Genomic DNA, 24856 nt, shown 5'->3' with positions numbered 1-24856 from the left:
CTACTGGAAGAAGAAGTTTTTCATGAAGATTCTCATGGTTCTCACGTCCCACGACCAGCTCGGCGATACCGGCAAGAAGACCGGTTTCTGGCTGGAAGAGTTCGCCGCACCTTACTACCGCTTTGTTGAGGCAGGAGCGGACGTCACTCTCGCGTCTCCCCAGGGAGGCCAACCGCCGTTGGATCCGAAGAGCAACGAGCCCGACTTCCAGACCGACCAAACCCGCCGCTTCGAAAGCGACACTTCAGCACAGCAGGCCCTTGCCACCACCGTTCGGCTGGACTCGGTGTCCTCCGAGGACTATGACGCTGTTTTCTACCCCGGCGGCCACGGGCCGCTCTGGGATCTCGCCGAGGATCAGGACTCCATCCACCTGATCGAGGCGACTCTGCGTTCCGCAAAGCCTGTTGCGCTGGTCTGCCACGCCCCCGGCGTCCTGCGCCATGCCCGCAATGAAGACGGCAGCCCACTTGTCAGCGGCCGGAAGGTCACCGGCTTCACGAACAGTGAAGAAGAGGCCGTGCAGCTGACCAACGTCGTGCCATTCCTGGTAGAGGACGAGCTGACTAAGTTGGGCGCCGAATACTCCAAGCGTGCCGACTGGGCATCATATGTCGTCGAGGACGGCCTGCTGATCACCGGTCAGAACCCGGAATCGTCGGCCCCAGCCGCCGACGCGCTGCTTGCCATGTTGCGCACCCTGACCGCATAAGCGGCAGTATCGACGGAATTTCCGCTCGCAGGCCATATTCCCGGTAGCCTACCGGAGTCCTCATCAACCGCCGATGCTTCTCCGGACAGGTTCGCCGTACACCGGAACGGCGGACCTGTCCCGGCATCTTCATCACGCCCCGGAGGAAACGAAAAACCGCCGGACCGGCGGTCCTCGATACGCCGCATCAAAGCCGCGAAATTGGCCCGGCGACAAATGCTTCCGGATACGGTGCCTGAGCAGAGATATCGTAGAACCCGACGAAATATCGGATTTCGATATCCACATTCGACAATGGGATTGCGATGCGTGAACTGATGCGTGCTGCGGTGCGACTGCACATCCTCCACCACGCCGCCAAAGAAGACATCCACGGCGCCTGGATGTCCGAAGAGCTAGCCAAGCACGGGTATTCAATCTCTCCCGGAACCCTGTATCCGACGCTGCACCGCATGGAGCAGGACGGCCTGCTGGTCTCCCGCCGGGAAGTGGTCGGCGGCCGGCGCCGCCGGGTCTACCGGTCCACTCAAGCGGGCCTTGATGTGCTGGCCGACGGTCGCAAGTCCGTTGCCGAGCTCGCCGCCGAAATCCTTCCCGAATCTCCGAAGGAGAATCCGCATGAGTAACCCCCAGGCTCTGGTCCGACGACTGGGCACCTTTGACGCCGTCATGATCGGCCTTGGCTCGATGATCGGCGCCGGCGTGTTCGCGGCTTTCACCCCCGCGGCCCAGGCTGCGGGATCGGGCCTGTTGGTCGGACTCGTCGTTGCCGCCGTGGTGGCCTACTGCAATGCGACGTCCTCGGCACAGCTCGCCGCCGCCTATCCGACCTCAGGCGGGACCTACGTCTACGGCCGGGAACGCCTCGGGCCCTGGTCCGGTTTCCTGGCGGGGTGGGGCTTTGTGATCGGGAAGACGGCCAGCGCCGCGGCCATGGCCATGACCTTTGCCGCGTATGCCGCCCCGGCGGGGTGGGAACATCCCGTGGCCATCACTGCCGTCATCGTTCTTGCTGCAGTGAATTATCACGGAGTGACGCGGACGGCCGGGCTGACCCGCATCCTCGTCGTGCTCGTGATGGCGGCCCTTGCGATCGCGGTTACCGCCTGCTGGGGAGGTTCAGTCCCGGATCCGGGCAGGATTCTTGGGGAAGGGCTGCTGGCCCACGGCTGGTACGGAATCCTGCAGTCCTCAGGTCTGTTGTTTTTCGCTTTCGCCGGTTACGCCAGGATCGCGACCATGGGTGAAGAAGTCCGTGACCCCAAACGCACGATCCCGCGGGCGATCGGCATCGCCCTGGGCCTCACCATCATCATCTACGCCATCATTGCCGTCACCCTTCTGGCGACCATCGGCCCCGACGCAGTGGCGTCCAACTCCACGCCGCTCGCCGCCGGAGTAGAAACCGGGACAATGTCATGGGCCGGCCCCGTCGTCAGGGCCGGGGCAGCGATCGCGGCACTGGGCGCACTACTGGCCCTCATCGCCGGGCTGGGACGGACCAGCCTGGCCATGGCCCGCGAACACGACCTTCCGCACTGGCTCTCCGCCATCCACCCCCGCTACAAGGTTCCCCATCGGGCCGAGACCACCCTGGCCGTGGTGATCTGCACGATCATCTCCGTCGCCGACCTGCGGGGCGCGATCGGTTTCTCCTCGTTCGGCGTGCTCATCTATTATCTGGTAGCCAACATCGCCGCGTTTACGCAGCCGGACACGGACCGCAGATACCCCAAGGCCCTCCAGGTCCTTGGCGCCTCGGCATGCGTGGCCCTGATCGCCGCCCTCCCACCGATTTCCGTGGTGTTCGGCATCCTCATGTTCGCGGCAGGGATCATTCTGCGCCTGGTCAGGCTGCGAAGGAGATCCTGACCCAAACGGGTCATGGTTTGGGTCAGGATCCCAGCAACTTGGTCGAGTGCTTCCTGAGTCAGACTGGGGACTCGCCCAACGCCTGCGGAGCCGGCAAGCGATTCAGCCATTCCCTGGCGTCCTCGATAGACCTGATGAACCCGCGCGGGCACTCCTGCTCACGCAGCACAGCACCAGCCATCACACGGTCAACCACCGTGGCCCCGACCAGAGCCACAGCGGACACAAATCGAATCCCCGAGAGTGTCGCTCCGGCGCCGGGATACATACACACGTCCGCGAGCTCAACGAGCATCGGCTGCAACCGGCCCCGGCTCACGCCCCGGATGGCCGCTATGCACGTACGCGCCCGCCCCGAGCCCTCCCTTGGGAGCCTGCCGACGGCGTTTCTCCGGACGACCACGTCAAGCCGGCAGCCTGCCAGACTGTAAGTGCAACCCTCGATCGAACAAGGTGGACCACGTGACGGCTGAATCCCAACAGACGAGCGGCCCGCTGACGACCGCCCGGACGAGTCTTGCGCGTCAAATCACGGCACTTTTGGGATTTCTCGTCCTCTCGTACACGGTATCTTTGCTGGGGTCCATGGCCATCCTTGGCAATGCCTCCGGCTGGTACGCAACGGCCAACAAAGCGCCCTGGACGCCGCCGGCCTGGGTCTTCGGATCGGCCTGGACGGTGCTGTACACGGCGATGGCCGTGGCTTCGTGGCTGGTCTGGCGCCAGCACTCGGCCAAGACCCGCGCAGCCATGACAGCGTACGGTATCCAAATGCTGCTCAACCTCGCCTGGGCGCCGACCTTTTTCGGCATGTACCCCACATGGGGCGACGCCGCACTTTGGCTGGCCCTTGTCCTCATCGCCGCACTGGCCCTGGCAGTGACAGCAACCCTCATCCGTTTTGGACCGATAAACGCGACAGCAGGAGTACTGATGCTGCCCTACCTTTCCTGGATCGTGTTCTCGGCCAGCCTGAACCTCTATGCCGCAGCCCACAACTGACAAGCCTGGCCAAGGCTTCCGGCCAGCTACCTTGTCCACAATCGAGCGGTTTTCTTCCGCACGTCCGCCACCGGAACCATCGCGAACGCCGTTCCTCGCCTGAGCACTTCATTTGAAATGACGGAGCCAGGTCAGCCGCGACGTGCATTTACGCTAAGCCCGGACACCGCGGCGCCAATCGTCTACGGCACTCCGGCGTCTGTTGGAGCCCGGCGGCCACGCACCAGGCCCTTCGGCCCTTGTGAGCCGTCGGACGGTCGTGAACAATGACAGGGCCGGACAAACCATGATGGACCGGCGCGACCGCGACCCCGGCCACAGGCTGCCGGACAGGAGGACCATGAATCGGCCAGCAGCACAAGGTGGCCCAGGGAACTCCGGCGCAGGACCAATCCGCGTCTATATCCTCGATGACCATGAACTTGTCCGGCGCGGGCTTCGCGAACTTCTGGAAAGCGAGGGCTTCGAAGTGGTCGGCATGTCCGGCTCCGCGGACGAAGCCACCCGGCGTATCCCGGCGTTGCGCCCGGACGTGTCGATTCTGGACGGCCGGCTGCCCGATGGTACCGGGATCGAAGTGTGCCGGGATGTGCGTTCCATCGATCCCTCGCTGAATTGCCTGATTCTGACCAGCTACGATGACGAACAGGCCTTGCGCGGTGCGGTTCTTGCCGGCGCGTCGGGATATGTCTTGAAAGAAATCGGTGGCACGGACCTTTTGGACGCCTTGCGCCGGGCGGCCCGGGGCGAATCCTTGTTTGACGCAGGGGTTAAGGCGAAAATCATCCAAGGACTCACCGCGCCTCAACGGGTAGATCCCCGAGTCGCCTCACTGACCCCCCAGGAGCGCCGGGTCTTGGAACTCGTCGGCCTGGGCATGACGAACCGCCAAATCGGTGAGCAGATGCTGTTGGCCGAAAAGACCGTGAAGAACTATGTGTCCTCGATGTTGGCCAAACTCGGATTTGAGCGACGCACCCAGGCAGCCGTCTACATGGCCCACGGGGCAGAGACGGATACGGGAACGGTTCGCTAACGGCTCCGAATACTATGAAGCCACGGACGGGCGGGTTATCAGCGTGGGGCACCGGACATTGAGTAGCACGTGCTGAGCCACGGAGCCGACCAGCACGCGGGCACCGCCTCTTCCTTTGCAGCCCATGACCAGCAGCCGCGCACGGGCACCGGCGTCCAGGAGCGCTTCCGCCGGCGCGCGCTCAAGGTCCAGGATCTTGAGTATGGCCAAACCCGGGTGCCGCTCCTCCAGGCCCTTGACCGATTTGGACAACAGCGCGTGCCCATCGAGCCCAGGTTCTGCAGCCCCGGTCCCGCGCCCCGGTGCCTCTGACGCGACAGGATCACGGCCGCTACCAGCATGGACGATCACGAGTTCCTGCCGCATCCGCTGTGCCTCGTCAGCGGCACACTCGACGGCGAGCTCGGAGTCCGGGGAGCCATCGACACCAACCACTACGCCAGATGACTCACGCGTTGAACGCGCAGGCACAATGGCGACAGCGCAATGGCTGATGACCGCGATCTGAAAGCTGACGGAACCAAATCCTTCGCCGTGGTTGCCGGGGCGCCTGTCCGTTCCCACGACCACCATTTCCGCGTCCGCAGAAAGCTTGCGCATGGTCTCGGCGGGCTCTCCGGAACTGAGCGTCGTAACTACCCCAAGGGAGGGAAACCGTGCGGTGACCCGTGCTGCCTCGCCTTTCAGCAGGTCCTTGGCTTGTGCGGTCGCGCCGTCGTGGAGGGCCTTCTCCGGGAACGCCCATGGCTCAGGAACGGCATGGACCAGGTTGAGCTGAAGTCCCAGATCCCTGGCCCGTTCGGCGGCCCAGTCCACGGCAGCACTGCCGACCGCGGACCCGTCGACACCAACGAGAACATTCTTCTTCACGAGCGCACGTGCCTTCCTGGAACCAGCGGCATTCTCTCCCCAGTTTCGTCGGCTGCAAAGGTGACATGCAAGGGCCGGAAGACCCTCCCAGCGCACGCAGTTTCCGGGTTATGTTCCCTGAGGGGGATCGCGTCCCAAAGCCCGGTACCGCGCGGTCTTCGTGAAAGGACATCGGCGTGCTGATCCTTGTATTGAATCCAGGTTCCTCATCCTTGAAGTACCACCTGCGTCGAATCGGCACATCTGAAGTTAAGCCCGGGATCCTGCTGGAACGGGCCATCGACGGCACGCAAGGGGGCACGCTGGATCCCGTCTTCCTTGGCAACGTGTTCGACGAGATCGATGCTGCCGTCCGGGACATGCCGGGCGGGGAACGCCCAGACGCAATCGGGTTCAGGGTGGTCCATGGCGGGGAACGCTTCAGCTCCCCCGTCCGCGTCACCCCGGACATCATGGCAACCATCCAGGAACTTGGCGAGTTGGCGCCGCTCCATAACGCGGCAAGTGTGGCGTGCATGCGGGCAGCGGCCGAGCGTTGGCCGGATACGCCGCAGGTCGCTGTGTTCGACACGGCATTCCACCACACGATGCCTGAGTTTGCGTCCCGCTATGCCGTTCCCGAGGCCCTCTATACGAAACACGGGATCCGGCGGTACGGTTTCCACGGGATCTCCGTCGAGATGGCGTGCCGCGACACAGCGGCGTTCCTTGGCGTCTCGGTAGGTTCACTGAACGCTGTTGTCGCGCACCTTGGGAATGGCGCGTCCGTCACCGCGGTTAAGAACGGCCACAGCGCCGATACCTCGATGGGTATGACACCGCTGGAGGGGCTGGTCATGGGTACCCGTTCCGGTGATCTTGACCCGTCCGTTGTCACCTTTCTCCAGCGCCGCGGCCTCGGCCCGGATGAGGTCGATAATCTCCTCAACCATCGTGCAGGCCTCTTGGGCGTGGCCGGTTCAGCCGACATGCGCTCGGTTCAGGACGCAGCGCTACGCGGGGATCCCCGGGCCATCCTCGCCTCCGACATGGCCGCCTACCGGCTGGCAAAATACATCGCCGCCTACAACATGGCTGTCGGCGGGGCCGAGGCACTGGTTCTTACCGGTGGGATCGGTGAGCATTCCATCGAGTTCAGGTCGCGCGTGCTGTCGCTGCTCGGGCCGCTCGGTCTCTACGTCGACGAGGTCAGGAACCAGTCCCGGGACACAGGCATCCGCACCATCAGCACCGACCGATCAAGGTTTCCTGTCCTGGTCGTCCCCAGTGACGAGGAACGGGCTATCGCGGAGGCGACAGCCGCCGTCGTTCTTTCGGATGATCCGGCGTGTCAACGGGCCGCCGCTATTGACCCTTAGGCCGCCGACGCACTGGACGCCTTGGCACAACCGCGACAACCGGTGCGCTGAAGCGGGCGGCGCGGCGGGAGATGCGGTGGGTTTCCGGCCGACGCCGGATCCGCGTCGGCACGCCCGGCAACTGCTGCGCGGCGCGGGAGAAGAACACGCTCTTGGCGAATTCCACCATGACCATGTAGATGACCACCATCCCTAGCAGAGCCAGGAAGAACGGCACCGGCAAAGGATCGAAACCCAACAGGCCGGCCAACGGTGACAGCGGCAGGAAGATCCCCGCGGCGACGACTCCCAAGGAGGCGCTCAAGAGGCCAACTGAAGGACGGCTTCGCAGGAACGGAACCCGCCGGGTCCTGATGGCGAAAATGATGAGGGTCTGCGTGGCGATCGATTCGATGAACCAACCCGCCCGGAACTCCCCCGGGACGGCGTTGAAAACGAAAAGCATCAGCGCGAAGGTCGCAAAGTCGAAGATTGAGCTGATCGGCCCGAAAAGGAACATGAAGCGCCGGATGAAGGCGATGTTCCAGTGCGAGGGTGCCAGCAGCTGTTCCTTGTCCACGCGGTCGCCAGGGATGGCCAGCTGGCCGCTGTCGTAGAGCAGGTTGTTGAGCAGGATCTGCCCCGGCAGCATGGGCAGGAAGCTCAGTACCACCGACGCCGTGGCGGCGCTGAACATGTTGCCGAAGTTGCTGGACGTTCCCATCAGCACGTATTTGATGGTGTTCGCGAAGATCCTCCGGCCCTCCATCACGCCCTCGGCAAGGACGCCCAGGTCCTTTTCCAAAAGGACCACATCGGCAGCGTCCTTGGCGACGTCCGTGGCGCTGTCCACGGAGATCCCGATGTCCGCTTTGTGAAGGGCCAGGGCGTCGTTGACGCCGTCGCCCATGAAGCCCACTGCTCCGCCGCTTTGGCGGAGCAGTGTGATGATCCGCGCCTTCTGTTCGGGCGAGACACGCGCAAAGATGGTGGATTGCCGGGCGGCGGCGGCCAATTCGGTATCGGACAGAGCGTCAACGTCCGCGCCGACAAGCGTTCCACCGGAAATCACACCAAGCTCGGAACAGACTTTTTCGGCGACTTTGGCGTTGTCTCCCGTGGCGATTTTCACGGAGATGCCCAGCGTGGCCAGGCGTTCGAGCGATTCTTTCGCGTTCGCTTTGGGGCGATCGAGGAAAACGAGGAATCCTGCGAGGACGAGGGCCTTTTCGTCGGGAGGCGTGATCTTACTCAGCTCCGGGGATGGGCGGGTAGCCACCGCGACGACGCGCGATCCGGCGTCGAACTGTTCATCCAGCATGGCCTGGACATTCGGCGGCGTCGGCCCGCAGAGGGCGAGGACGTCTTCCGGGGCGCCCTTGGTAACCAGACGTGCCGGGCCGCCGGCTTCCCGCACGAGGACGCTGGTGCGGCGGCGCTGGTGGTCGAAGTCGATCAAGTCGAGGCGCTCGAAGCGGTCGGGATCAAAGGCCGCGGCCCGGGCGCTTTCCCACAGTGCGGCGTCGAGCGGGTTCTGCCCGGCCGTGGATTGCTTGGCCTCGGCATAGTCGGTTTCAGTGGCCAGCAGACCCAAGGTGACGAGTTCGACGTCGGACACCTCCGGTGAGGCGGGCAGCGCTCCGGTGAAACTGATGCGTCCCTCAGTGAGGGTGCCGGTTTTGTCGGTGACCAGGATGTCCATGTCACCCAGGTCCTCGATGCAGACCAGTCGTTTGACCAACACTTTCCGCCGGGCCAGCTGGCGGGTGCCGGTAGCGAGGCTGGTGCTCACGACGGCGGGCAGCAGCTGCGGCGTGATGCCGACGGCGATTGCGAGGGAGAACAGCAGCGACTCGACGAGCGGGCGCTGCAACAGCAGGTTCGCGATGAAGATCAGCGTGGTGAGCCCGATAGCCACCTGCAACAGCAGGAACGAGAACCGCTTCAGCCCGAGCTGGAATTCGGTCTGGGGTTGGCGTTCTCCCAGGCCCAGCGCGATACGGCCGAATTCGGCGCGGGCCCCGGTCGCTACCACGACGCCAGTGCAGCCGCCGGACTGGATGACAGTTCCCATGAAGATGCAGGAGGCGAGGTCGCCCAGGGACGAGCCGGGCGCCACAGGAGCCGGATCCTTCCCGGCTGGCAGGGACTCCCCCGTCAGGATGCTCTCGTCGCAGAGGAGGTTCTTGGTGCTGAGCAGGCGGATGTCGGCGGGGATGATCGCGCCCAGGCTCAGGTGCACGACGTCGCCCGGCACCAATGCGGTCACGTTGACGTCCTCCGTGGTTCCGTCGCGCAGCACAGTGGCGCGGTGGGTCACGCGGGAGTGCAGGGCTTCGGACGCGCGTTCGGCGCGGAACTCGTTGGTGAAGCCCAAACCCACGCTGACCAGGAGGATCACGCCGATCACGATCGAATTGGTGGCATCGCCCAGGAACAGGGACAGGCCGGCCGTGATGATCAGCAGGATGAGGATGGGACTGGCGAACTGCCGGCCCAACACCGCCCAGCCGTTGGCCCGGTGGGTCCGCACGGCGTTGGGGCCGAGTTCTGCAAGGCGCGCGGCGGCTTCTTGGTTCGTCAGGCCGGTCGGGCCGGAGCCGAGGTGTTCGAGCACTTGGTCCGGAGGAAGGCATGCGGCCTCGTTGATCGGCAGCTGGACTGAGTGCCGTTCCTTGACGTTGATATCTGACATGCCGTATCCGTTCGAATGCGTCGCCTGAGGGAGTCGCCCTGGGATAAGGGTAAGGCTTGGGAAAGGTGCTTGGAGCCCGCGCGTGCACTAGCGGAGATCCGGCTGCCTAGAGACTGCCACAGCGGCGCAGCCCAGGGCCCTATGGCCCTAACCGCCCCGGCCGAGCATCTGACACCGTGAAGACCGGAACAGTCCAGGCACCAGAGACGCGTGCATTCGGCAGGCCGTCGACCCCGGAAGAGGCAAACCCATGGAAACCGGAACCTCCCTTACGGAAGCTTCGAGCGAGGACTTCGAGCTACTGAACCGGTACTGGTCCGCAGCCAATTACCTCACGGTGGCCCAGATCTACCTCCAGGAAAACCCCCTGTTGCGGGAGCCGCTGCTCCCCCACCACATCAAGCCCCGGCTCCTTGGGCACTGGGGAACCAGCCCCGGTTTGTCGTTGATCTACGCCCACCTAAATCGTCTGATCAAACGAACTTCGGCGGAAATCCTGTTCGTTGCGGGTCCGGGCCATGGCGGCCCCGCCGTCGTCGCGAACCTCTATCTGGAGGGCACCTACTCGGAGATCTATCCCAAAGCGGGGATGGACCTCCAAGGACTCCGGCGTCTTGTCCGGCAGTTTTCGACGCCGGGCGGGATCGCGAGCCATGTCGGTCCGGCCACTCCCGGTTCCATCCACGAGGGAGGCGAGCTTGGCTACTCCTTGATGCACGCCACCGGCGCGGCCATGGACAACCCCGGGCTGATCGTCGCTTGCGTCATCGGCGATGGCGAAGCCGAGACCGGCCCGTTGGAAGCATCATGGAAAGCGCCGTCCTTCCTCAATCCGGCCCGGGACGGCGCCGTGCTGCCGATACTCCACCTGAACGGGTACAAGATCTCTGGCCCCACCGTTCTCGGCCGGAGATCCGACGAGGACGTCGAGGCGCTGCTCAGGGCCCATGGCTGGGATCCGGTGACGGTTTCCGGCGACGATCCCCGACTTGTCCACCGCGCCCTCGCCGCAGCGATGGACGGGGCGTATGGGAGTATCCGCGAACTGCAATCCACGGCGCGCAGCCAGGGCGTGCACGCCCCGGCCCCGTGGCCCGCCATCATCCTGCGCACGCCCAAAGGGTGGACCGGGCCAGCCGTGGTGGACGGGGTCCCCGTCGAAGGAACCTTTCGCTCGCACCAAGTGCCCTTGGCAAACGTCCGCGAGAATCCTGAACACCTGACCCAGCTGGAGGCCTGGATGCGCTCGTACCGGCCGGAATCCCTCTTCGACAACACAGGCCGGTTCGTCACCGAAGTGGCCGCGCTCGCTCCGGAGGGCAGCCTCCGCATGGGCGCAGCCCGTGCAGGCCGGGGCGGGACCGGGACTGCCCTTGAGATCCCCGAGCTGGAACGGTACGCGGTGCCGGCTTCCCCGCGGGGATCGATCATCCTCGAGACCACCAGGCCCCTGGGTGAACTGCTCCGGGACATCTACATCGCCACGGCCGCCGATGCACGGTTCCGGCTCTTCTGCCCTGACGAAACCAACAGCAACCGGCTCGGGGCAGTCTTCGAGGCTACCGACCGCTGTCTCCTGGAACCGGCCAGGGCCTTCGACCATGCCCTGGCCGAAGACCATGTCTCGCCGGGCGGCAGGGTCATGGAAGTCCTCTCCGAACACCTGTGCCAGGGCTGGCTGGAGGGATACCTCCTCACGGGCCGCCATGGACTCTTCGCTAGTTATGAGGCCTTCGCGATGGTCAGCGCGTCGATGACCGTCCAACACGCCAAATGGCTCCAGCATGCGCGGGAACTTGAATGGCATGCCCCCGTGCCGAGCCTGAACATTCTCCTGACCTCCACCTGCTGGCGCAACGACCACAATGGCTTCAGCCACCAGGGGCCCGGACTGATCGACACGGTACTGTCCCTGTCGGGGACGGTCACCCGCGTCTACCTGCCACCGGACGCTAACACCCTCCTCGTCACCGCCGACCACATCCTGCGCAGCAAGGACTACGTCAATCTGGTGGTCGTGGACAAACAGCCGCACCCGCAGTACCTCACCCTGGAGGAGGCAAGGCGCCATGCCGCGGCAGGAGCGTCCATTTGGTCTTGGGCCGGGAACGAGCAAACCGACGGCGCCCGGGCAGTGCCCGACGTCGTCCTGGCCTGCGCGGGGGACATCCCCACCCAGGAGACGCTCGCCGCAGCCTGGTTGCTGCAAGGGCATCTGCCCGGACTCGTGGTCCGCGTTGTCAACGTCATGGATGCCATGATTTTGCCGCCCCGGGACACCCACCCCCACGGCCTGTCCGGTGAGAAGTTCGAAGAGCTGTTCACGGCAGACGGAGAAGTCATCATGGCCTGGCACGGCTACGCCCGGGCCCTGCACCAACTCCTGCATGGAAGACCCCGCCCGGAGCGGTTCCACGTCCGCGGCTATAACGAACAAGGCACCACCACCACCCCTTTCGACATGGTGGTCCTGAACAAGATGAGCCGCTACCACCTGGTCCTCGAAGCGCTGCGCCGTGTTCACCGGCAAGTCATGGGCGCGGATGAACTCGTCGACTTCTGCCGCAGGCAGCTGGATGCGCACACGCGCTACATCCTGGAGCACTTCGAAGACCTCCCGGAAATCCGGGACTGGGTCTGGACACCGCCCGTTCCCTGACGTCTGTGTGAGAGGGGGTCATTCTCGGCGCCTGAGAGCAGCCCGGCGAGCCGTGAGTTCTGTTTCGTCGATCTCTCCCCGGGCGAACCGCTCATTGAGGATACGCTCGGAATCATCGGGGGGCCCTTGGAAACCCCGTCCGAGCGAGTGGTTTCCCCTCAGCAGGAGGACAACCAAGGTGGCAATGCCACCCCAGACCAACAACATCATCAGCCCCATGACAATCCAGCCGCCGGTGCCGAAGTTTCCACCCCATCCCCACATCATGGCCAATCTCCCTTTGAATTCGATTGCGTACCTGCATCCAGTGTCGCCCGTTACTGATCCCTCCCACAGGGCATTTAGTCACACCGCAGGGTCTTTCGGCCCTACAGCAGGAGAAGGGCGCTCAATAGGCTGCAGGGAGTTGCGGGGCTTCATCCCCGCGATCGTGTCCCGGACGATCGAATATAGGAGCAGGCATGTCACTCCCCAGCATGGACGCAGGCCGCGTTGACGGCGGACTGCACGTCGCGGAAGAACTCAGCCAGGAACAGTGCTGGGAACTCCTGCGTTCAAACACCACCGGCCGCTTTGGCTTTGTTGAGCAAGGCAGGGTGGTAATCCTCCCCGTGAATTACCTGGTCGACGGCCAGTCCATTTACTTCCGTACGGCCGGAGATGGATCCATCGCCGAGGCAGTCCCGTCGCTCGGGTCGTCCTTTCAAATAGACGATTCACGTGCCGATCGGGCCGAAGGTTGGTCGGTACTGGTCAGTGGGGCCTCATCCCGTGTTGAGGACAAGGACCTGCTGACCCGGCTATGGGGAAGGGTCATGGCCGAGCCGTGGGCCGGTGGAGCACGGAACCTCTTTATCCGGATCCAGGCACACAGGGTCACCGGACGCCACGTGCATCTGGAGTGAGCCCATCGAAAGTGAGCCCGGAGCCATTCCGGTTTCACACACGCTCACGGGCAAGGAGACCATGGATACCGCGGAAGAAATCATCGTTGGGTACGACGGGTCCGCCGCGGCTGTCCCGGCCGTCCGCTGGGCTGCCCGCCAGGCGGTTCAGCGGAACTGCAGACTCCACTTGGTCCACAGTTCCCTGTGGCCGGCAATCACCCCCGAGCCCGGTCCGATGCCAGGCGTCGAAGGCAGCGGGTTGCGACGCGCGGCGGAGGACATCGCTGCGGAGGACATTCTGACCGATGGCGTGGAACAGGTCCATGACACGGTTCCCGGATTGGCTGTCAAAACGACGCTGGTCTTTGGATGGCCGGCCGAACACCTCAGGACCCTCTCTTCCGGTGCCGCGCTGCTCGTTACCGGCACCCGGGGCGCAGGGGGATTCAAGGGACTGCTGATTGGCTCCGTCAGCCTGGAACTCGCGGCAACAGCCGATTGCCCGGTTGCCGTCATCCGCTGCGGAGAACACCCCGGCGGGCCGGTAGTCGTCGGCGTCGACGTCGACGATTGGGAACTACCGCTTCGGCACGCCTGCACCCTGGCTGCATTGGCGGGTTCAGCCCTTCGAGTGGTGCACGTCCGGAAGGAACACTGGGTTCCACGCCATCTCCAAAACGCGGGCACCCCGACTCAAGACCAAGCAGATCTCCTCGTCCAGGCCGTTCTCGACTCCGCGGCGCGGAATGCCCAAGAATCAGTTCCGGGCCTTGATCTCCAGATACGATCTCCGATCGGCTCATCAATCCCGGGCACGATTCTGGCGGACGCTCAAGATGCCTCCATCATCGTCGTCGGGACGAAAGGACGCGGACTCATTCGGGGTACCATCGGTTCGGCCGCCCACGCTGTGCTTCATCACGCCAGCTGCCCGGTCCTGGTTGTGCGCCGGCCCAGCTGAGATCTCCTGTGAACAGCTGCTGTTCAGTACAAGTCGCCAGGGGCCAGCTCGTCACTTTCCGGCCCCCGGTGAATGCGCCTCCCGGTAATGGACGTCGGGATGATCTCAACGAAAACCCGCTTCTTGGTAGAGGTCAATTGTTGGCGCGGAATCCTCTCTGCGGCTTCTATCTCGGCACCGGATTCCAATTGCCGCGCCCTGCCTTTAACCACCACGCTCCAGACCGAATCGCTGCCGACCCCGTCCGTCTCGAACGCAACTTTGTCGTTGATCGTGAGCGCGAACAGCTTCTCTCCGGGATTGGTCCGGAGGAGAATTTTTCGGTCGTGGGCAACGAAATTGATCGGATAGATCTCGGGTTCATTGGCGATGCTCAATGCCAACCGCCCGAGCGTCGCACCCAAAAGGATATTCCAGCATTCTTCCTCGTTCAGGACCTCCACGGGGTTTGCGGTATCCGGTGACATGGCGGGTCCTTTCGATTGCGGCATTCCAAGCCATTCCAGCATGCACGCCGTCCGCACTATCCAATAGGGCCCTTGGACCCGTGTCTGTTGGCCAGCAAGCTTGTAGCGTTTCGTTCTAAGGACAGGTTCTCACCCTCAGGAACGCCCTTCGTCGAAAGAGGCCATGATGCTCGGAATAGAACAGTCGGATGCTGGAATGCCGGATCCCGGAATCTATTTCCAGTGGGGTGACTTCCTCATCCAATTCGGCAATCTGATGGTGATTGCGGTTATGGTCGTGCTATTCATTCTCGCCCTGGTGGTTCCGTTTCCAGGCCGAAGGAGTCGAAAATGAGGGTTGACCGCGCGCCCGTTCCGACTGACGAGGAGCCACGCTTTTCCACCTGGACAGGAAAGGCCCGGGGCTGGGCCTTGCGCCGGCTGCCACCGGACAAGCTGCTTCCCGAAGGCCAGCCGAGCTACGTATCGTCCTGGATTTACGTCTTCGGCATGGGCGCCGTTGCAGCGTTCGTCTACATCCTCGGTTCCGGTGCCGTACTGGCGTTGAACGGACCCACCTGGTTCCACGTCTCCGGCCTGGGCCGTTTCATCAACAGCACCCATTTGTGGAGCGTTGAACTTTTCTTCATGTTCATGGTGATCCACCTTTGGGGCAAATTCTGGATGGCTGCCTGGCGGGGCGGCAGGGTGCTGACGTGGATCACCGGGATGCTCGCATTCGTCGTCTCGATTGTCACCGCCTTCACCGGATACCTCCTTCAAACAAATTTCGATTCGCAGTGGATTGCGTTCCAGGCAAAAGACGCCCTCAACGCGGTCGGTATAGGTGCGTGGTTCAACGTCGCCGATCTAGGCCAGCTACTCATGTGGCACATCACGCTCCTTCCCTTGGTGGTCGCCGTCGTCGTCGCCCTTCACGTCGTACTCGTACGGATGCACGGGGTGGTACCCCCGTTGGAGGCTGCAGCATCCGATGCCCAGCTACGATCGACGGCGCCAAACCCGGCCACTGACAGCGAGGACACGAAATGAGCAAGGCTCCAGGGTCAACGTCATGGCGCGCACGAAATGACATCGCCAGCAGGCCATGGACCGGCACGTTGCGCGAATACGACCTGTTCAAGGAACTTGCTGTGGGCCTGGTGGTTGTCGGGCTGCTTGTCCTTGGGCTCTCAGCAGTCTTCAGCTCGCCGGACGACCCCAGCGTGACCCTCAAGTCATGGGCCCAGGCCCAGCCCGCGGATTTCGTGGCAACGGCAACCGCGGAACTTGGCGGTACGAGCCATACCGCCGGGTATGGACCGCCCTACAATTCGACGCCCGATGCCTCGCAAAAACTCGGCCCTGTCGACCTTCAGAGCCTTTCGGGCGTGCGGCTACCGATCGACACCGCGAGCGACTTCGTCATCACTCCCCTCCAGACCCTTCCGACACCCCCGGCGGCGGTCGAGGAATGGACGAAGGCAAGCGACGCGCAACACACTGCGTGGACTGCCGCCTACACGGACGCCCTCAGCAAAGCTCCGGACAACGACCCGGCCAAAGTGGGTCCCGGCGACTTCGGCCCCGTACCGGCCCTCACCGGGGCACTTCTGGCCATGGCGCAGCAAGGCGCACTTGATCCGGTAATGAGCGCAAAGTGCTCCTTCTACAACACCGATTACAAAGCCAGCATCCTGTTCCTCGGTGACGGTACCTACTTCCCTGGCCTCGCCGACGCCCAGCACCTGACGGGCGACCAGTGGGGAATGATGAATGAAACCGGGAACTATCCCGGCCAGTCCTGGCTGTGGCTCTTCTCCGCCCTCTACCAAGTGGAACCATTCAAATCATCGCCGAACGCCGATGTCCTTGTGGTGTTTTCCATGGTGATCCTGACGCTGCTCCTGACCCTGGTGCCCTTCATCCCCGGACTCAGGTCCTTGCCACGCCGCATACCCGTGCACCGCTTGATCTGGAGGGACTACTACAAGCACCGCTAGTCCCGCGCGCGTTCACTTGAAGTTCGCTGCGTCGAGCGCCGCCTGCAACGAGCTGAGGTAGCCCTCGCTCGTGTAGGTAGCCCCTCCCACTGTGTCCACGTTTGTTGATTGGCTCGATAGCACCTCGGATTTGAGCATCGGCACGGCCTGCTGGTCGATTTCACCGGACAGGGACCCGACGTCGGTGAGCTGCAGCGGCACCACGTCGGCGATCTTGCCGCCGGATATCACGGCCTGGACTTGCACCGTGCCATACCGGGTCTGGATCTGGCTGCCGTCGAAGGTTCCATCTTTCGCACCGGAAGCGACCGGGCCCGCGGGACCGGCGCTGGTGCTTCCCGCCGTCGGGCTGCCCGGCCCGGAAAGCGTTCCGGTGCCCGACGGCGGATTGGCCGCCTTCGTTGTGGTGCGGCTGGATGCGGAATCAGCTTGGTTTCCGGCATGCCACCCGATCAGGAGGACGGCGGCGGAAGCGAGGCCGGCCAGTACGGCGCTACGGGCCCTCACCAGCTGAACCTTTCGTAGTGGATGCGGAACCGGGGCACGCCCGCGCGTCTTGCGTCCTCAACCACCAGGTCTGTCCAGTCGCTCGGCCCGCACACGAACACGTCGGCGTCCCGCACATGGGGGACGATCGTGGACAGGCTCATGCGGTGGCTGGCCTCGCGGGCCGGAAGCCAGCTGTCGTGGCCCCTTTTCGGCCGACGCCCCAACAGGACGTAGAGCGTTGCAGATTTCTTGACACACAGTTTCTGGAGCTCGCGGTAGAGGTACAGACCCTTCTCGTCCGGCGCCCTGACGATCACCGTCATCTCGCCGGGAGCAAAGTCGCCCTGCTCCAGCAAGGAGATGATGGGCGTAATTCCGATGCCGGCCGCGACCGCAACAGCCCGCCGGGTAGTCCGGGCCCGGTCTGTGAAGAGTCCGTAGGGTCCTTCGATGCTTACCCTGGTGCCGATCGGGAGAGCACTCAATTCGGCGGTTCCGCCTCCCAGCTCACGAACGGTGACTTTGAGACGAAGGACCCCGGGGGCCGCCGAGAGCGAGAAGGGGTGGGCGTGCCACCAGAGCCCGCGTGACCAGAAGCGCCAGATGAAGAATTGGCCGCCGCGGACCCGAAGGTCCGCAAGCGATCGTCCGGTCATCTCGATGGAGTACACGCCCGGCGCCTCGGTGACGATGTTGCTCACCCGAAGGTCGTGCCGCAGAGTCCGCACCACGGGAATGATGAACCGATAGACCAGCAGAGCCGCCGCGACCCCGAGGTAGAGCGTGAGCCAGTAGTAGCGCGCCCAGGTTCCGTCCGCGAACAATTGCCCGGTGCTGAACTGGTGCGGCAGGGCGGCAAGAACGGCGCCATATGCAAGGAAGTGGACAACATGCCATGCCTCGTAGGAAAACTTCCGCCGGACAAGTACCAGTGAGGTGATCACGACGATGGCTAACAGCGCGTACCCCAGGTAGGCGACTTTCATGTCAGGCAGCGAGATGAACATGTCCCATATCTCCGCAAACACGTTCAATCGCGACGTCAGCGCGTAGCCGACCCAGAGCAGCAGCACATGTGAGGAAATGAGGTAGAAGACGGGCTTGCCCAAGCGCTGGTGGACCAACAAGGCCCGGTCGTGGCCAAAGGCCCGGTCAATGACCGGGAGCCGCGCCGCAAGGAGGAGTTGGATCAGCATCAGGTCGGTTCCTACGAGCCCCGCAATGATGCCGACGGCGGTAAAGGCGCCCGGGACGGTCTTGAACTCCACCAATCCGCTGTCCGCCAGGAACAGTGCCAGTACGAGGGCGACCGACAACCAGACGATGGTTTCCAAGAAGTCCGCCAGGCGTGCCCGCCGCAGATAACGCGCCCGTTGTGGCATCCGCCGCTGGGTGGTCGTCCGGTCCGTCGCTCCGGCCCGGGCCGTCATCTGCTACCTCCGCGGGCGCCCCATGGTCTGCTCATGCTCGCAATGCTAGGTTCGGGTTCTTAGAACATTCTTCGAACCCTGGAAACAAAGGCGCGTAACCAGGAACCGGCTGCTGGAGAGTTCCCTTGGTTCCTTCGGATCGGCAGATGCACCACGACTGCCGCTCCGGACGGTTGCGCAGCGATTTCCGCCCGGCCGCCGTGCTGCGCGGCCACTTCAGCCACGAGGGCGAGTCCGAGACCATAGTGGCGCGCCGCGGTGCCGTCCTCCGGAGCGGCGTCGGCTGGCGGCGCGGTTGCGAATCGCTCGAAGGCCCGTGGCCGGACATCGTCGGCAAATCCGGGCCCGTCATCGCGGACCGTGATGACCAGGGTCCTCGCGTCTGCCGTTACCGCCACGTCCACCCTTTCCCGGGCGAAACGGACGGCGTTGTCCAGTAACGCCACGAAAAGCCGGCGCAGCGCCGTTGGAGCGGCAATGATTCCCAGCGGCCCGGTTAGTCCACTTCGTTCAACGGTGACACCGCGACGCGCGGCGGAGACGGAAAACGACTCGACGACGTCGTCCGCCAGTGCCACGACGTCGATCTCCGTGAGCTCGATCCTCCGTGAATCCGCCGAGATGAGCAGGTCTTCGAGCAGACGGGTCAGTGAGCGCGAATCTTCAACCATGGCATCCACGTCCGCCTCGATGCTTGCCGGCGGTTCCTGCAGCGGAGAAGATGCCACACGGCGCCGCAGCATTTGCGCCCGCATACTCAGCAGGGTCAGCGGCGTGCGCAGTTCGTGGCTTGCATCTGCGACGAATCGCCGCTGCCGGTCGAGGGCCTCGGCCATGGGCCGCATGGCTCGCCGGGCCAGCCACACCGCCAGAAGGCTCGCCAACACCACCGCTCCGCCGCACGTCAACAACAGGGCCAGGCCCAGCCGATTCAATTCCTCCAGATTCTCGTGGCGATCGAACACTGCCTGGACTACCCGACTTCCGGAATCGGCGGTCCGGACGGTGTACGGGCGGCCAGCTATGGAAACGTCCTCCTGGGCGGCGTCTCCGCTGGCGGCGACCGCCTCGATGGCCTTGAGGTCCGGCAGTCCGGAGGGCATCCCGGGGGACACCGTCAACACGCCCTGGTTGGAGATCGCGAGCCAGGTTCCGGCGGGGGCGTCAACGATCGAGTCCACGTGCTCGGTGGCGGTGGTCAGGAGGCGTTGGGCTGCGCTGGCCTGGCTCGTGCTGACAATCAAAAGTACCGATCCGGCAATCGCCACCAAAAGCAGCACCAACAAAGCTCCGGTCTGCAGGGCCAGCCGCCAAGAGGAACGCTGCAGTTCGTCCTCGGCTTGGCCCTTCATGCGAGCGTGCCGATCCTGTAGCCGACGCCATGAACCGTCCGCACGCTCCCCCGTCCCAGCTTCCGCCGGAGGTAATGGACATACGTATCGACCACCCCTGCCTCCTCGGCGTTCGGGAAGACGTATTCAAGGATCTCGCCACGCCCGAAGACCCGGTTCGGCCAGCGTGCCAGCTCCTCCAGCAAGGCGCTTTCCCGTTCGGACAGCACCACGACGGAACCATCAGAGCGGGTCACGCTGCGCGCTTCGAGGTCAAAATGACCACCACTGATCCGCAGGGTCGTCGCGGTGGCGATATGCCGCCGTCGCAAGGCACGCAGCCGGGCCAAAAGTTCCTCGACGTCGAACGGCTTCGACAGGTAGTCCTCCGCACCGGCGTCGAGCCCCTCGACCCTGTCCGCAGGATTGCCCAATGCGGACAAAATGAGCGCAACCGTCTCGACGCCCTCCCTGCGCAGTTTCGTCAACAGGTTCAACCCGTCCATGACCGGGAGGCCCCGGTCTAGAACCAGGACGTCGAACTCCCCGGTCAGCGCGAGGTGGAGGCCTTTCTGTCCATCCGAAGCGCTGGACACTTCGTAGCCCTCGCCGAGCAGCAACTCCTCCAACATCGCCCGAAGCTCCACGTCATCCTCGACCAAAAGAACGCGCGGCTTCATCTCATTCATAGTCGGAGTATAGGCGGCGGAGCTGGGGCCAACGGCGTCATTGGTGCAGGCTGAGCGCTTGCGTCGGGCACAGCGCCACTGCGTCCCGGGCCGCGTCTTCCAGGTTCCGGGGGATGGCGATTTCGGAGCCGCCACGGCCGAGCGGGTATCCCCAATCGTCTCGGGTGAGCAGTTCCGGAAGCAATTCGATGCACAGGCCCCGGCCGTCGCAACGGGTCCAGTCGATGTGCATTGTGGTGCGGGGCACCTTTCCCCCGGTCATCGCAGCGCCTCGCATCGCCCGCGCAGGTGTGCTTCGACGTCGGAGGCAAAAGCCATCAGGGCACTGGAGGCAAGCCGTGCTGTCCCGTCCAGATGGGCGCAGCTGCCCCGGCCGGTCACGAGAACAGCGAGCCGGCGGATCTCCTGCGGAAGCTTCCCGGTGGTGTCACCGTAAGCCAGGCGCGCGAACAGCCTTGCGATGGCGGGAAGGCCGTTGGTGCAAGGACCACACTGGCGCGCCGACTGGCCGGCCAAGTAGGCCAGAATGTCAGCGGTAGCCGCGAGGCCACAGGACCCGGACCCCAGCGTCATGACGATCCCCGCACCTGTCCTGGCACCCACAGGGGCCAGCCCTTCCTTTGAGAACGGTACGTCGATCTGGTCCGCGGCGAGCCACGTGCCGTGGTACCCGCCCACAAGAGCAGCGCGGACAGAGGGCAGCTCGATGCCGGTACCCAGGAGGACCTCCGTCAGGCGCACGCCGGTCGGGATCTCGTAGACTCTTGGTCCGGCCGCGTTCCCGGACAGGGTGATGAGTCTGGACCCGGGTGCAGAGCCGGTTCCGACGCCGCGGAACCACGCAGAACCGAAGCGGGAGATCAGAGCGAGATGCGCCAGTGTCTCCACGTTGTGGACCAGGGTCGGCCGCCCATTCAGTCCGCTGTCGCTCAGGCGCCTTGTTCGGTCGCGCGGGATAGCCGGGCCCCCGGAAATAGCACTGACAGCCGCAGTCGCTTCTCCGGAGATAAACGTATCCGGTGCTTCGTGCAGGCGTATACGGGCCTCCCGGCGCTCTTCCAAAGCGCGGGCGACGGGAACCAGCTGCTCCGCGCCGGCATACAAATGCAATTCCCTGGCGCCAAGGCTCCGGCCTGCGATCAGGATGCCGTCGATCACCAAATGGGGGGCGTTGTGCAGCAGGGCTGCGTCCTTCTGGCTCAACGGTTCGCCTTCCGCGCCGTTGGCGACGACGACCGGCCGCCGTCCACCTGCGGGGACCGACGCCAGCTTCTGCCAAGCCGCAAACCCTGCCCCTCCGCGGCCATCCAGCCCGGACTGCAACAGTTCGTCGATCAACGGAGCCAGGTCCATTGCCGGAAGCGGACCAAAGACAGCCTCGTGGCTTGCCAAATCGGCTGAACCGGCGGCAAACAATCGTGTTGCGCCGCCCGGACCGGCAACATGGTCCCGGCGGCTTATGGTGCTCTGGTCCGACGTCATCGGGTGTCCTGGCTGCGCACGTTCCGGTATTCGACAAAGTCTTCGTGCAACCTCCACGCGATGGCCCCTCCCACTGCCAGCAGGCACAGCACCGCAAGGACGAGGAACCAGGGTTCGCGGCCGTTCGTGCCGTTTCCGATGGCATGAAGCACCGAAACGGGCCACATCGCATAGACCAGCCAGTGCACGGCCTTGAACGCCCTGGGACCGATCTTGTTGCGAAGCAAAGCGGTGATCGTCACGACGATCAGGAGATCGAAGGCGATCGTCCCAAGTCCGAGCCAGAACGGCTGATATGCGCCCAGGAAGGGAACGAAGAAATCCACCAGCCTCAGTTGGGCGAATGGATCAAAGAGCAAGGACACAACATGGACCACAACAAACAAGAGCGAAAAGAGTGAGACATTGCGGTGCACCAACGTGACCGCAAACCGCGGGATCCCCACGACAGCCCGCCCGGAGCGGACGCCAATTCCCAGCAGGACGGAAAGTGTCAGGAGCACGAGGGCCACCACGCCGGAGCCTCGGCCCACAGCCCAAAGAGCCTGATCGAAGACGGCGTTCATGATTGACCCGCCATCTCGTCCGGAGGCCAGCCACCGCAGGTGGATACCCTGCCTGCACTGTCAACCAAGCGGGCAGGCACGCCTAAGTCCCGCAACCACGACGGCGCGCGGCGGCCCCGCACCACGCATGCGGTGGAGATTGTATTGGCTTCCGCGCAGCTTTTCGCCGCCACCGTCACCGTCCTCCAGAAGGCTTCCGCCGGCAATCCCGTGTGCGGGTCGATGATGTGGTGGACTTGTCGGCCGGAATGGCTCCATCGGCGCTTTTGCGTACTTGATGTGGCCACCGCGTAGCCGGAGCGCAGCCGGACGCACCCCGAAGGATCGTCCGGCAAATCCTGGACCAGCACCACCCACCCCTCCGGGGGCGCCTCCCCTGCGGTGGCCAGATCGCCGCCCAGGCTCACCATCGAACCGCAGCCAAGCGTTGACGAAATCCGGTGCGCGGCCCAGTCGGCCGCCAAGGCTTTGCCGATCGCACCAAAGTCAAGCATGAGGCCCTTGGGCACTTCAAGCCTGTTTCCGGCAAGTCCTATGCGGGTCCAGGCCGGGGCAACTGTTGTCACGGCAAGTGATCCCTGCGGCTCCGCCGCCCGGTTCCTGGGCACGTCGAGAAGGGCGAAGTCGCGGTCATACCCGAGTCCAAGCAGCGCGCTCCCGATTGTCGGGTCCACATCCCCGTCGGTCATTTCCGCAGCAGCCAATGCGCTGCGGACGATCGCCGCGAGTACGTCGCTGATTTCCTGCCCCTCGGATAGCCGGCTGCCGAGGATCATGAGTTCCGAATCGTCGCGGAAACGGCTGCACGCCATCTCAACGCCGTGGCAGACGTCCCGACATAGATCGACGGCCCGGTCAAGCATCGATGGCTCGGTGACGATGACACATGCCTCGGTGCCCCATAGCTCCCAGCGCCGCGCCGCCGTTACCATCAGGATCCTGACGATCGGCCCTGCGGGGCGGTTGATCCGGGCCCGAGGGGCTGCACCGGCGAGGTGGATGAGTAGTGGTGGCGCGGGCCATAGTTTGGAGTGGTGGACTGCCCCGTATTGCCGGAAGACGTGTCGCCGGAAGAGGTATTGCCCGAAGAGGTATTGCCTGCCGCGGCCGGAGCCGAGACGGCCGCACCGACGACCACGGCGCCGGCCACGCTCGCGGCACCCACCCACGATGTCACTTGACGGGCGATCCTGTGGCCACTTTCCCTGGAGTTCATGGCAGCCTCCTTGGCTGGTGCTTGACCGATGTCGCTGTGTTAATTCTAGGAGCGCCAGAGTTGGCCTCGGCTAAGCGTTTCCTGTGTAGAAGCTGTGTGGAAATGCTGAACCCCATGCACGAACCGCGCCGGAAAACAAGGGCCTTTGGATCATTCAAGATTTTGTGAAAACTGCGTACGTTTGTGGTCATGGACACCGTCATCCAGACTGTCGACTTGCACAAGAACTTCGGGCGCGTCAAAGCGCTCGACGGCCTCGACCTCGAGGTCCACAAAGGCGAGATCCACGGCTTCCTCGGGCCGAACGGCGCGGGAAAAACCACCACGCTACGCATCCTCCTCGGTCTGGCCCGGCAGTCGTCGGGCAGCGCGAGCGTCCTGGGCATGAATCCGTGGGCGGACGCCGTCGAACTCCACCGCCGCGTCGCGAGCATCCCGGGAGACGTGAGCCTCTGGCCCAACCTCTCCGGCGGAGAGGCCATCGACCTCCTCTCCCGCCTCCGCGACGGCGCTGTGGACCACGCCGCCTACAAGGAGCGCAAACATCACCTCTGCGAACTCTTCGACTTCGACCCGGGCAAGAAGGGCCGCGCGTATTCGAAGGGAAACCGCCAGAAGGTCGCGCTCATCTCCGCCCTCGTCATAGACGCTGAGCTGTATCTCCTCGACGAGCCGACGAGCGGCCTTGACCCGCTCATGGAGGCCGCCTTCACTCGAGAAATCCGTCGGATCGTGCGCGAGAACGGCGCGACAGTCCTGCTCTCAAGCCACATCCTCTCCGAAGTCGAGCAGCTCGCCGACCGCGTCAGCATCATCCGCGCCGGCCGGATCGTCGACGGCGGCACGCTCGATGCGCTGCGCCACCTCACCCGCACGGAGGTTTCCTTCGCGCAGGACAGCGTGGACACCCATGCCCTCGCCGCACTGTCGCAGGTCCACGACCTCACCGTGGTTGAGGGGCGCGTCAAGTTCGGCGCCGATTCCGACCGCGTCCACGAGGTGCTGCCCCTTCTCGGTACGCTCGGGGTCAAAGGCCTGCTCGTCGCGCCTCCGTCGCTCGAAGAGCTGTTCCTGCGCCACTATGGCGACACCGTCGCCCAGACCGTCCCGCAGATTGCGGACGACGGCGGCACCCATCACCGACGCCATCGAGCCGCCGCGGCGGGAGCCTGA

Annotated in this window: 25 protein-coding genes; 12 read left to right on the top strand and 13 right to left on the bottom strand. The window is 64.3% G+C overall.

Annotated features, from left to right (window positions below; translation table 11 throughout):
- Nucleotides 1-22 precede the first annotated feature (22 nt).
- The 5 genes from KNN17_RS08845 to KNN17_RS08825 all read left to right on the top strand — a co-directional run bounded on the left by KNN17_RS08845 (nt 23) and on the right by KNN17_RS08825 (nt 4622).
- Nucleotides 23-712 carry a type 1 glutamine amidotransferase domain-containing protein gene (locus KNN17_RS08845; RefSeq protein WP_241708371.1) on the top strand — a complete coding sequence of 230 codons (690 nt, stop codon included), beginning with the start codon at nt 23-25 and terminating at the stop codon, nt 710-712.
- 305 nt (nt 713-1017) lie between these two features.
- On the top strand, nt 1018-1338 hold the full coding sequence (locus KNN17_RS08840; protein WP_241708370.1) for a PadR family transcriptional regulator: 321 nt from the start codon (nt 1018-1020) through the stop codon (nt 1336-1338).
- Nucleotides 1331-2584 carry an APC family permease gene (locus KNN17_RS08835; protein ID WP_241708369.1) on the top strand — a complete coding sequence of 418 codons (1254 nt, stop codon included), beginning with the start codon at nt 1331-1333 and terminating at the stop codon, nt 2582-2584. The genes KNN17_RS08840 and KNN17_RS08835 overlap by 8 nt, the downstream gene beginning before the upstream one ends.
- Before the next feature lie 462 nt (nt 2585-3046).
- On the top strand, nt 3047-3586 hold the full coding sequence (locus tag KNN17_RS08830; protein ID WP_241708368.1) for a TspO/MBR family protein: 540 nt from the start codon (nt 3047-3049) through the stop codon (nt 3584-3586).
- Between the two features lie 340 nt (nt 3587-3926).
- Entirely contained in the window at nt 3927-4622 is a 696-nt protein-coding gene (locus tag KNN17_RS08825; RefSeq protein WP_241708367.1) for a response regulator, read from the top strand.
- 12 nt (nt 4623-4634) lie between these two features.
- On the opposite strand, the gene KNN17_RS08820 is transcribed toward KNN17_RS08825, so the two are convergent.
- Nucleotides 4635-5492 carry a universal stress protein gene (locus KNN17_RS08820; protein WP_241708366.1) on the bottom strand — a complete coding sequence of 286 codons (858 nt, stop codon included), beginning with the start codon at nt 5490-5492 and terminating at the stop codon, nt 4635-4637.
- Between the two features lie 176 nt (nt 5493-5668).
- Here KNN17_RS08820 and KNN17_RS08815 point away from each other — a divergent pair, with 176 nt between their 5' ends.
- A complete protein-coding gene (locus tag KNN17_RS08815) occupies nt 5669-6850 on the top strand; it encodes an acetate/propionate family kinase (RefSeq protein WP_241708365.1) in 1182 nt (393 codons plus the stop codon).
- On the opposite strand, the gene mgtA is transcribed toward KNN17_RS08815, so the two are convergent.
- Nucleotides 6837-9524, bottom strand: a complete 2688-nt coding sequence (gene mgtA / locus KNN17_RS08810) for a magnesium-translocating P-type ATPase (protein ID WP_241708364.1) — start codon at nt 9522-9524, stop codon at nt 6837-6839. The genes KNN17_RS08815 and mgtA overlap by 14 nt on opposite strands.
- A gap of 250 nt (nt 9525-9774) precedes the next feature.
- Here mgtA and KNN17_RS08805 point away from each other — a divergent pair, with 250 nt between their 5' ends.
- Nucleotides 9775-12183, top strand: coding sequence for a phosphoketolase family protein (locus KNN17_RS08805; RefSeq protein WP_241708363.1), 2409 nt, complete (start codon nt 9775-9777; stop codon nt 12181-12183).
- 18 nt (nt 12184-12201) lie between these two features.
- On the opposite strand, the gene KNN17_RS08800 is transcribed toward KNN17_RS08805, so the two are convergent.
- Complete coding sequence (locus KNN17_RS08800; RefSeq protein ID WP_241708362.1) at nt 12202-12450, bottom strand: SHOCT domain-containing protein; 249 nt, start codon at nt 12448-12450, stop codon at nt 12202-12204.
- Nucleotides 12451-12644: 194 nt separating this feature from the next.
- On the opposite strand from KNN17_RS08800, the gene KNN17_RS08795 reads away from it, so the two are divergent.
- Together KNN17_RS08795 and KNN17_RS08790 are read left to right on the top strand one after the other, a co-directional pair.
- Nucleotides 12645-13088 (top strand): pyridoxamine 5'-phosphate oxidase family protein, encoded by a 444-nt coding sequence (locus KNN17_RS08795; RefSeq protein ID WP_241708361.1) that lies wholly within the window; start codon nt 12645-12647, stop codon nt 13086-13088.
- 61 nt (nt 13089-13149) lie between these two features.
- Entirely contained in the window at nt 13150-14031 is an 882-nt protein-coding gene (locus KNN17_RS08790) for a universal stress protein (RefSeq protein WP_241708360.1), read from the top strand.
- Between the two features lie 23 nt (nt 14032-14054).
- Here the strand turns inward: KNN17_RS08790 and KNN17_RS08785 are convergent, their stop codons facing one another.
- The gene (locus KNN17_RS08785; protein ID WP_241708359.1) at nt 14055-14498 is read right to left on the bottom strand and encodes a pyridoxamine 5'-phosphate oxidase family protein; all 444 of its coding nucleotides are present in this window, start codon (nt 14496-14498) and stop codon (nt 14055-14057) included.
- Between the two features lie 330 nt (nt 14499-14828).
- On the opposite strand from KNN17_RS08785, the gene KNN17_RS08780 reads away from it, so the two are divergent.
- Nucleotides 14829-15530, top strand: a complete 702-nt coding sequence (locus KNN17_RS08780; protein ID WP_241708358.1) for a cytochrome b N-terminal domain-containing protein — start codon at nt 14829-14831, stop codon at nt 15528-15530.
- Nucleotides 15527-16480 (top strand): hypothetical protein, encoded by a 954-nt coding sequence (locus tag KNN17_RS08775; RefSeq protein WP_241708357.1) that lies wholly within the window; start codon nt 15527-15529, stop codon nt 16478-16480. The genes KNN17_RS08780 and KNN17_RS08775 overlap by 4 nt, the downstream gene beginning before the upstream one ends.
- Before the next feature lie 12 nt (nt 16481-16492).
- Here the strand turns inward: KNN17_RS08775 and KNN17_RS08770 are convergent, their stop codons facing one another.
- Genes KNN17_RS08770 through KNN17_RS08730 form a run of 9 tightly spaced genes read right to left on the bottom strand, consistent with a single transcriptional unit; the run spans nt 16493 to nt 23683 of the window.
- Entirely contained in the window at nt 16493-16987 is a 495-nt protein-coding gene (locus tag KNN17_RS08770) for an FMN-binding protein (protein WP_078105280.1), read from the bottom strand.
- Entirely contained in the window at nt 16984-18399 is a 1416-nt protein-coding gene (locus KNN17_RS08765) for a ferredoxin reductase family protein (protein ID WP_241708356.1), read from the bottom strand. The genes KNN17_RS08770 and KNN17_RS08765 overlap by 4 nt, the downstream gene beginning before the upstream one ends.
- A 59-nt stretch (nt 18400-18458) precedes the next feature.
- Nucleotides 18459-19751, bottom strand: coding sequence for a sensor histidine kinase (locus tag KNN17_RS08760; protein ID WP_241708355.1), 1293 nt, complete (start codon nt 19749-19751; stop codon nt 18459-18461).
- Nucleotides 19748-20419, bottom strand: a complete 672-nt coding sequence (locus KNN17_RS08755) for a response regulator transcription factor (protein ID WP_241708354.1) — start codon at nt 20417-20419, stop codon at nt 19748-19750. The genes KNN17_RS08760 and KNN17_RS08755 overlap by 4 nt, the downstream gene beginning before the upstream one ends.
- Before the next feature lie 37 nt (nt 20420-20456).
- Entirely contained in the window at nt 20457-20681 is a 225-nt protein-coding gene (locus KNN17_RS08750) for a ferredoxin (RefSeq protein ID WP_241708353.1), read from the bottom strand.
- Entirely contained in the window at nt 20678-21901 is a 1224-nt protein-coding gene (locus KNN17_RS08745) for an NADH-ubiquinone oxidoreductase-F iron-sulfur binding region domain-containing protein (protein ID WP_241708352.1), read from the bottom strand. Before KNN17_RS08745 ends, KNN17_RS08750 begins: the two co-directional genes overlap by 4 nt.
- Nucleotides 21898-22467 (bottom strand): ferric reductase-like transmembrane domain-containing protein, encoded by a 570-nt coding sequence (locus tag KNN17_RS08740; RefSeq protein ID WP_241708351.1) that lies wholly within the window; start codon nt 22465-22467, stop codon nt 21898-21900. The genes KNN17_RS08745 and KNN17_RS08740 overlap by 4 nt, the downstream gene beginning before the upstream one ends.
- Nucleotides 22464-23399, bottom strand: a complete 936-nt coding sequence (locus tag KNN17_RS08735) for an FAD:protein FMN transferase (RefSeq protein WP_241708350.1) — start codon at nt 23397-23399, stop codon at nt 22464-22466. The genes KNN17_RS08740 and KNN17_RS08735 overlap by 4 nt, the downstream gene beginning before the upstream one ends.
- Nucleotides 23399-23683 carry a hypothetical protein gene (locus KNN17_RS08730; protein WP_241708349.1) on the bottom strand — a complete coding sequence of 95 codons (285 nt, stop codon included), beginning with the start codon at nt 23681-23683 and terminating at the stop codon, nt 23399-23401. Before KNN17_RS08730 ends, KNN17_RS08735 begins: the two co-directional genes overlap by 1 nt.
- A gap of 189 nt (nt 23684-23872) precedes the next feature.
- Here KNN17_RS08730 and KNN17_RS08725 point away from each other — a divergent pair, with 189 nt between their 5' ends.
- Entirely contained in the window at nt 23873-24856 is a 984-nt protein-coding gene (locus KNN17_RS08725; protein ID WP_241708348.1) for an ABC transporter ATP-binding protein, read from the top strand.

Origin of the sequence: Arthrobacter bambusae (assembly GCF_022606295.1) — a bacterium.
Lineage (GTDB): Bacteria > Actinomycetota > Actinomycetes > Actinomycetales > Micrococcaceae > Arthrobacter > Arthrobacter bambusae_A.
The sequence above is the reverse complement of the archived record's forward strand: the minus strand, read 5'-3'. Positions and strand labels throughout refer to the sequence as shown.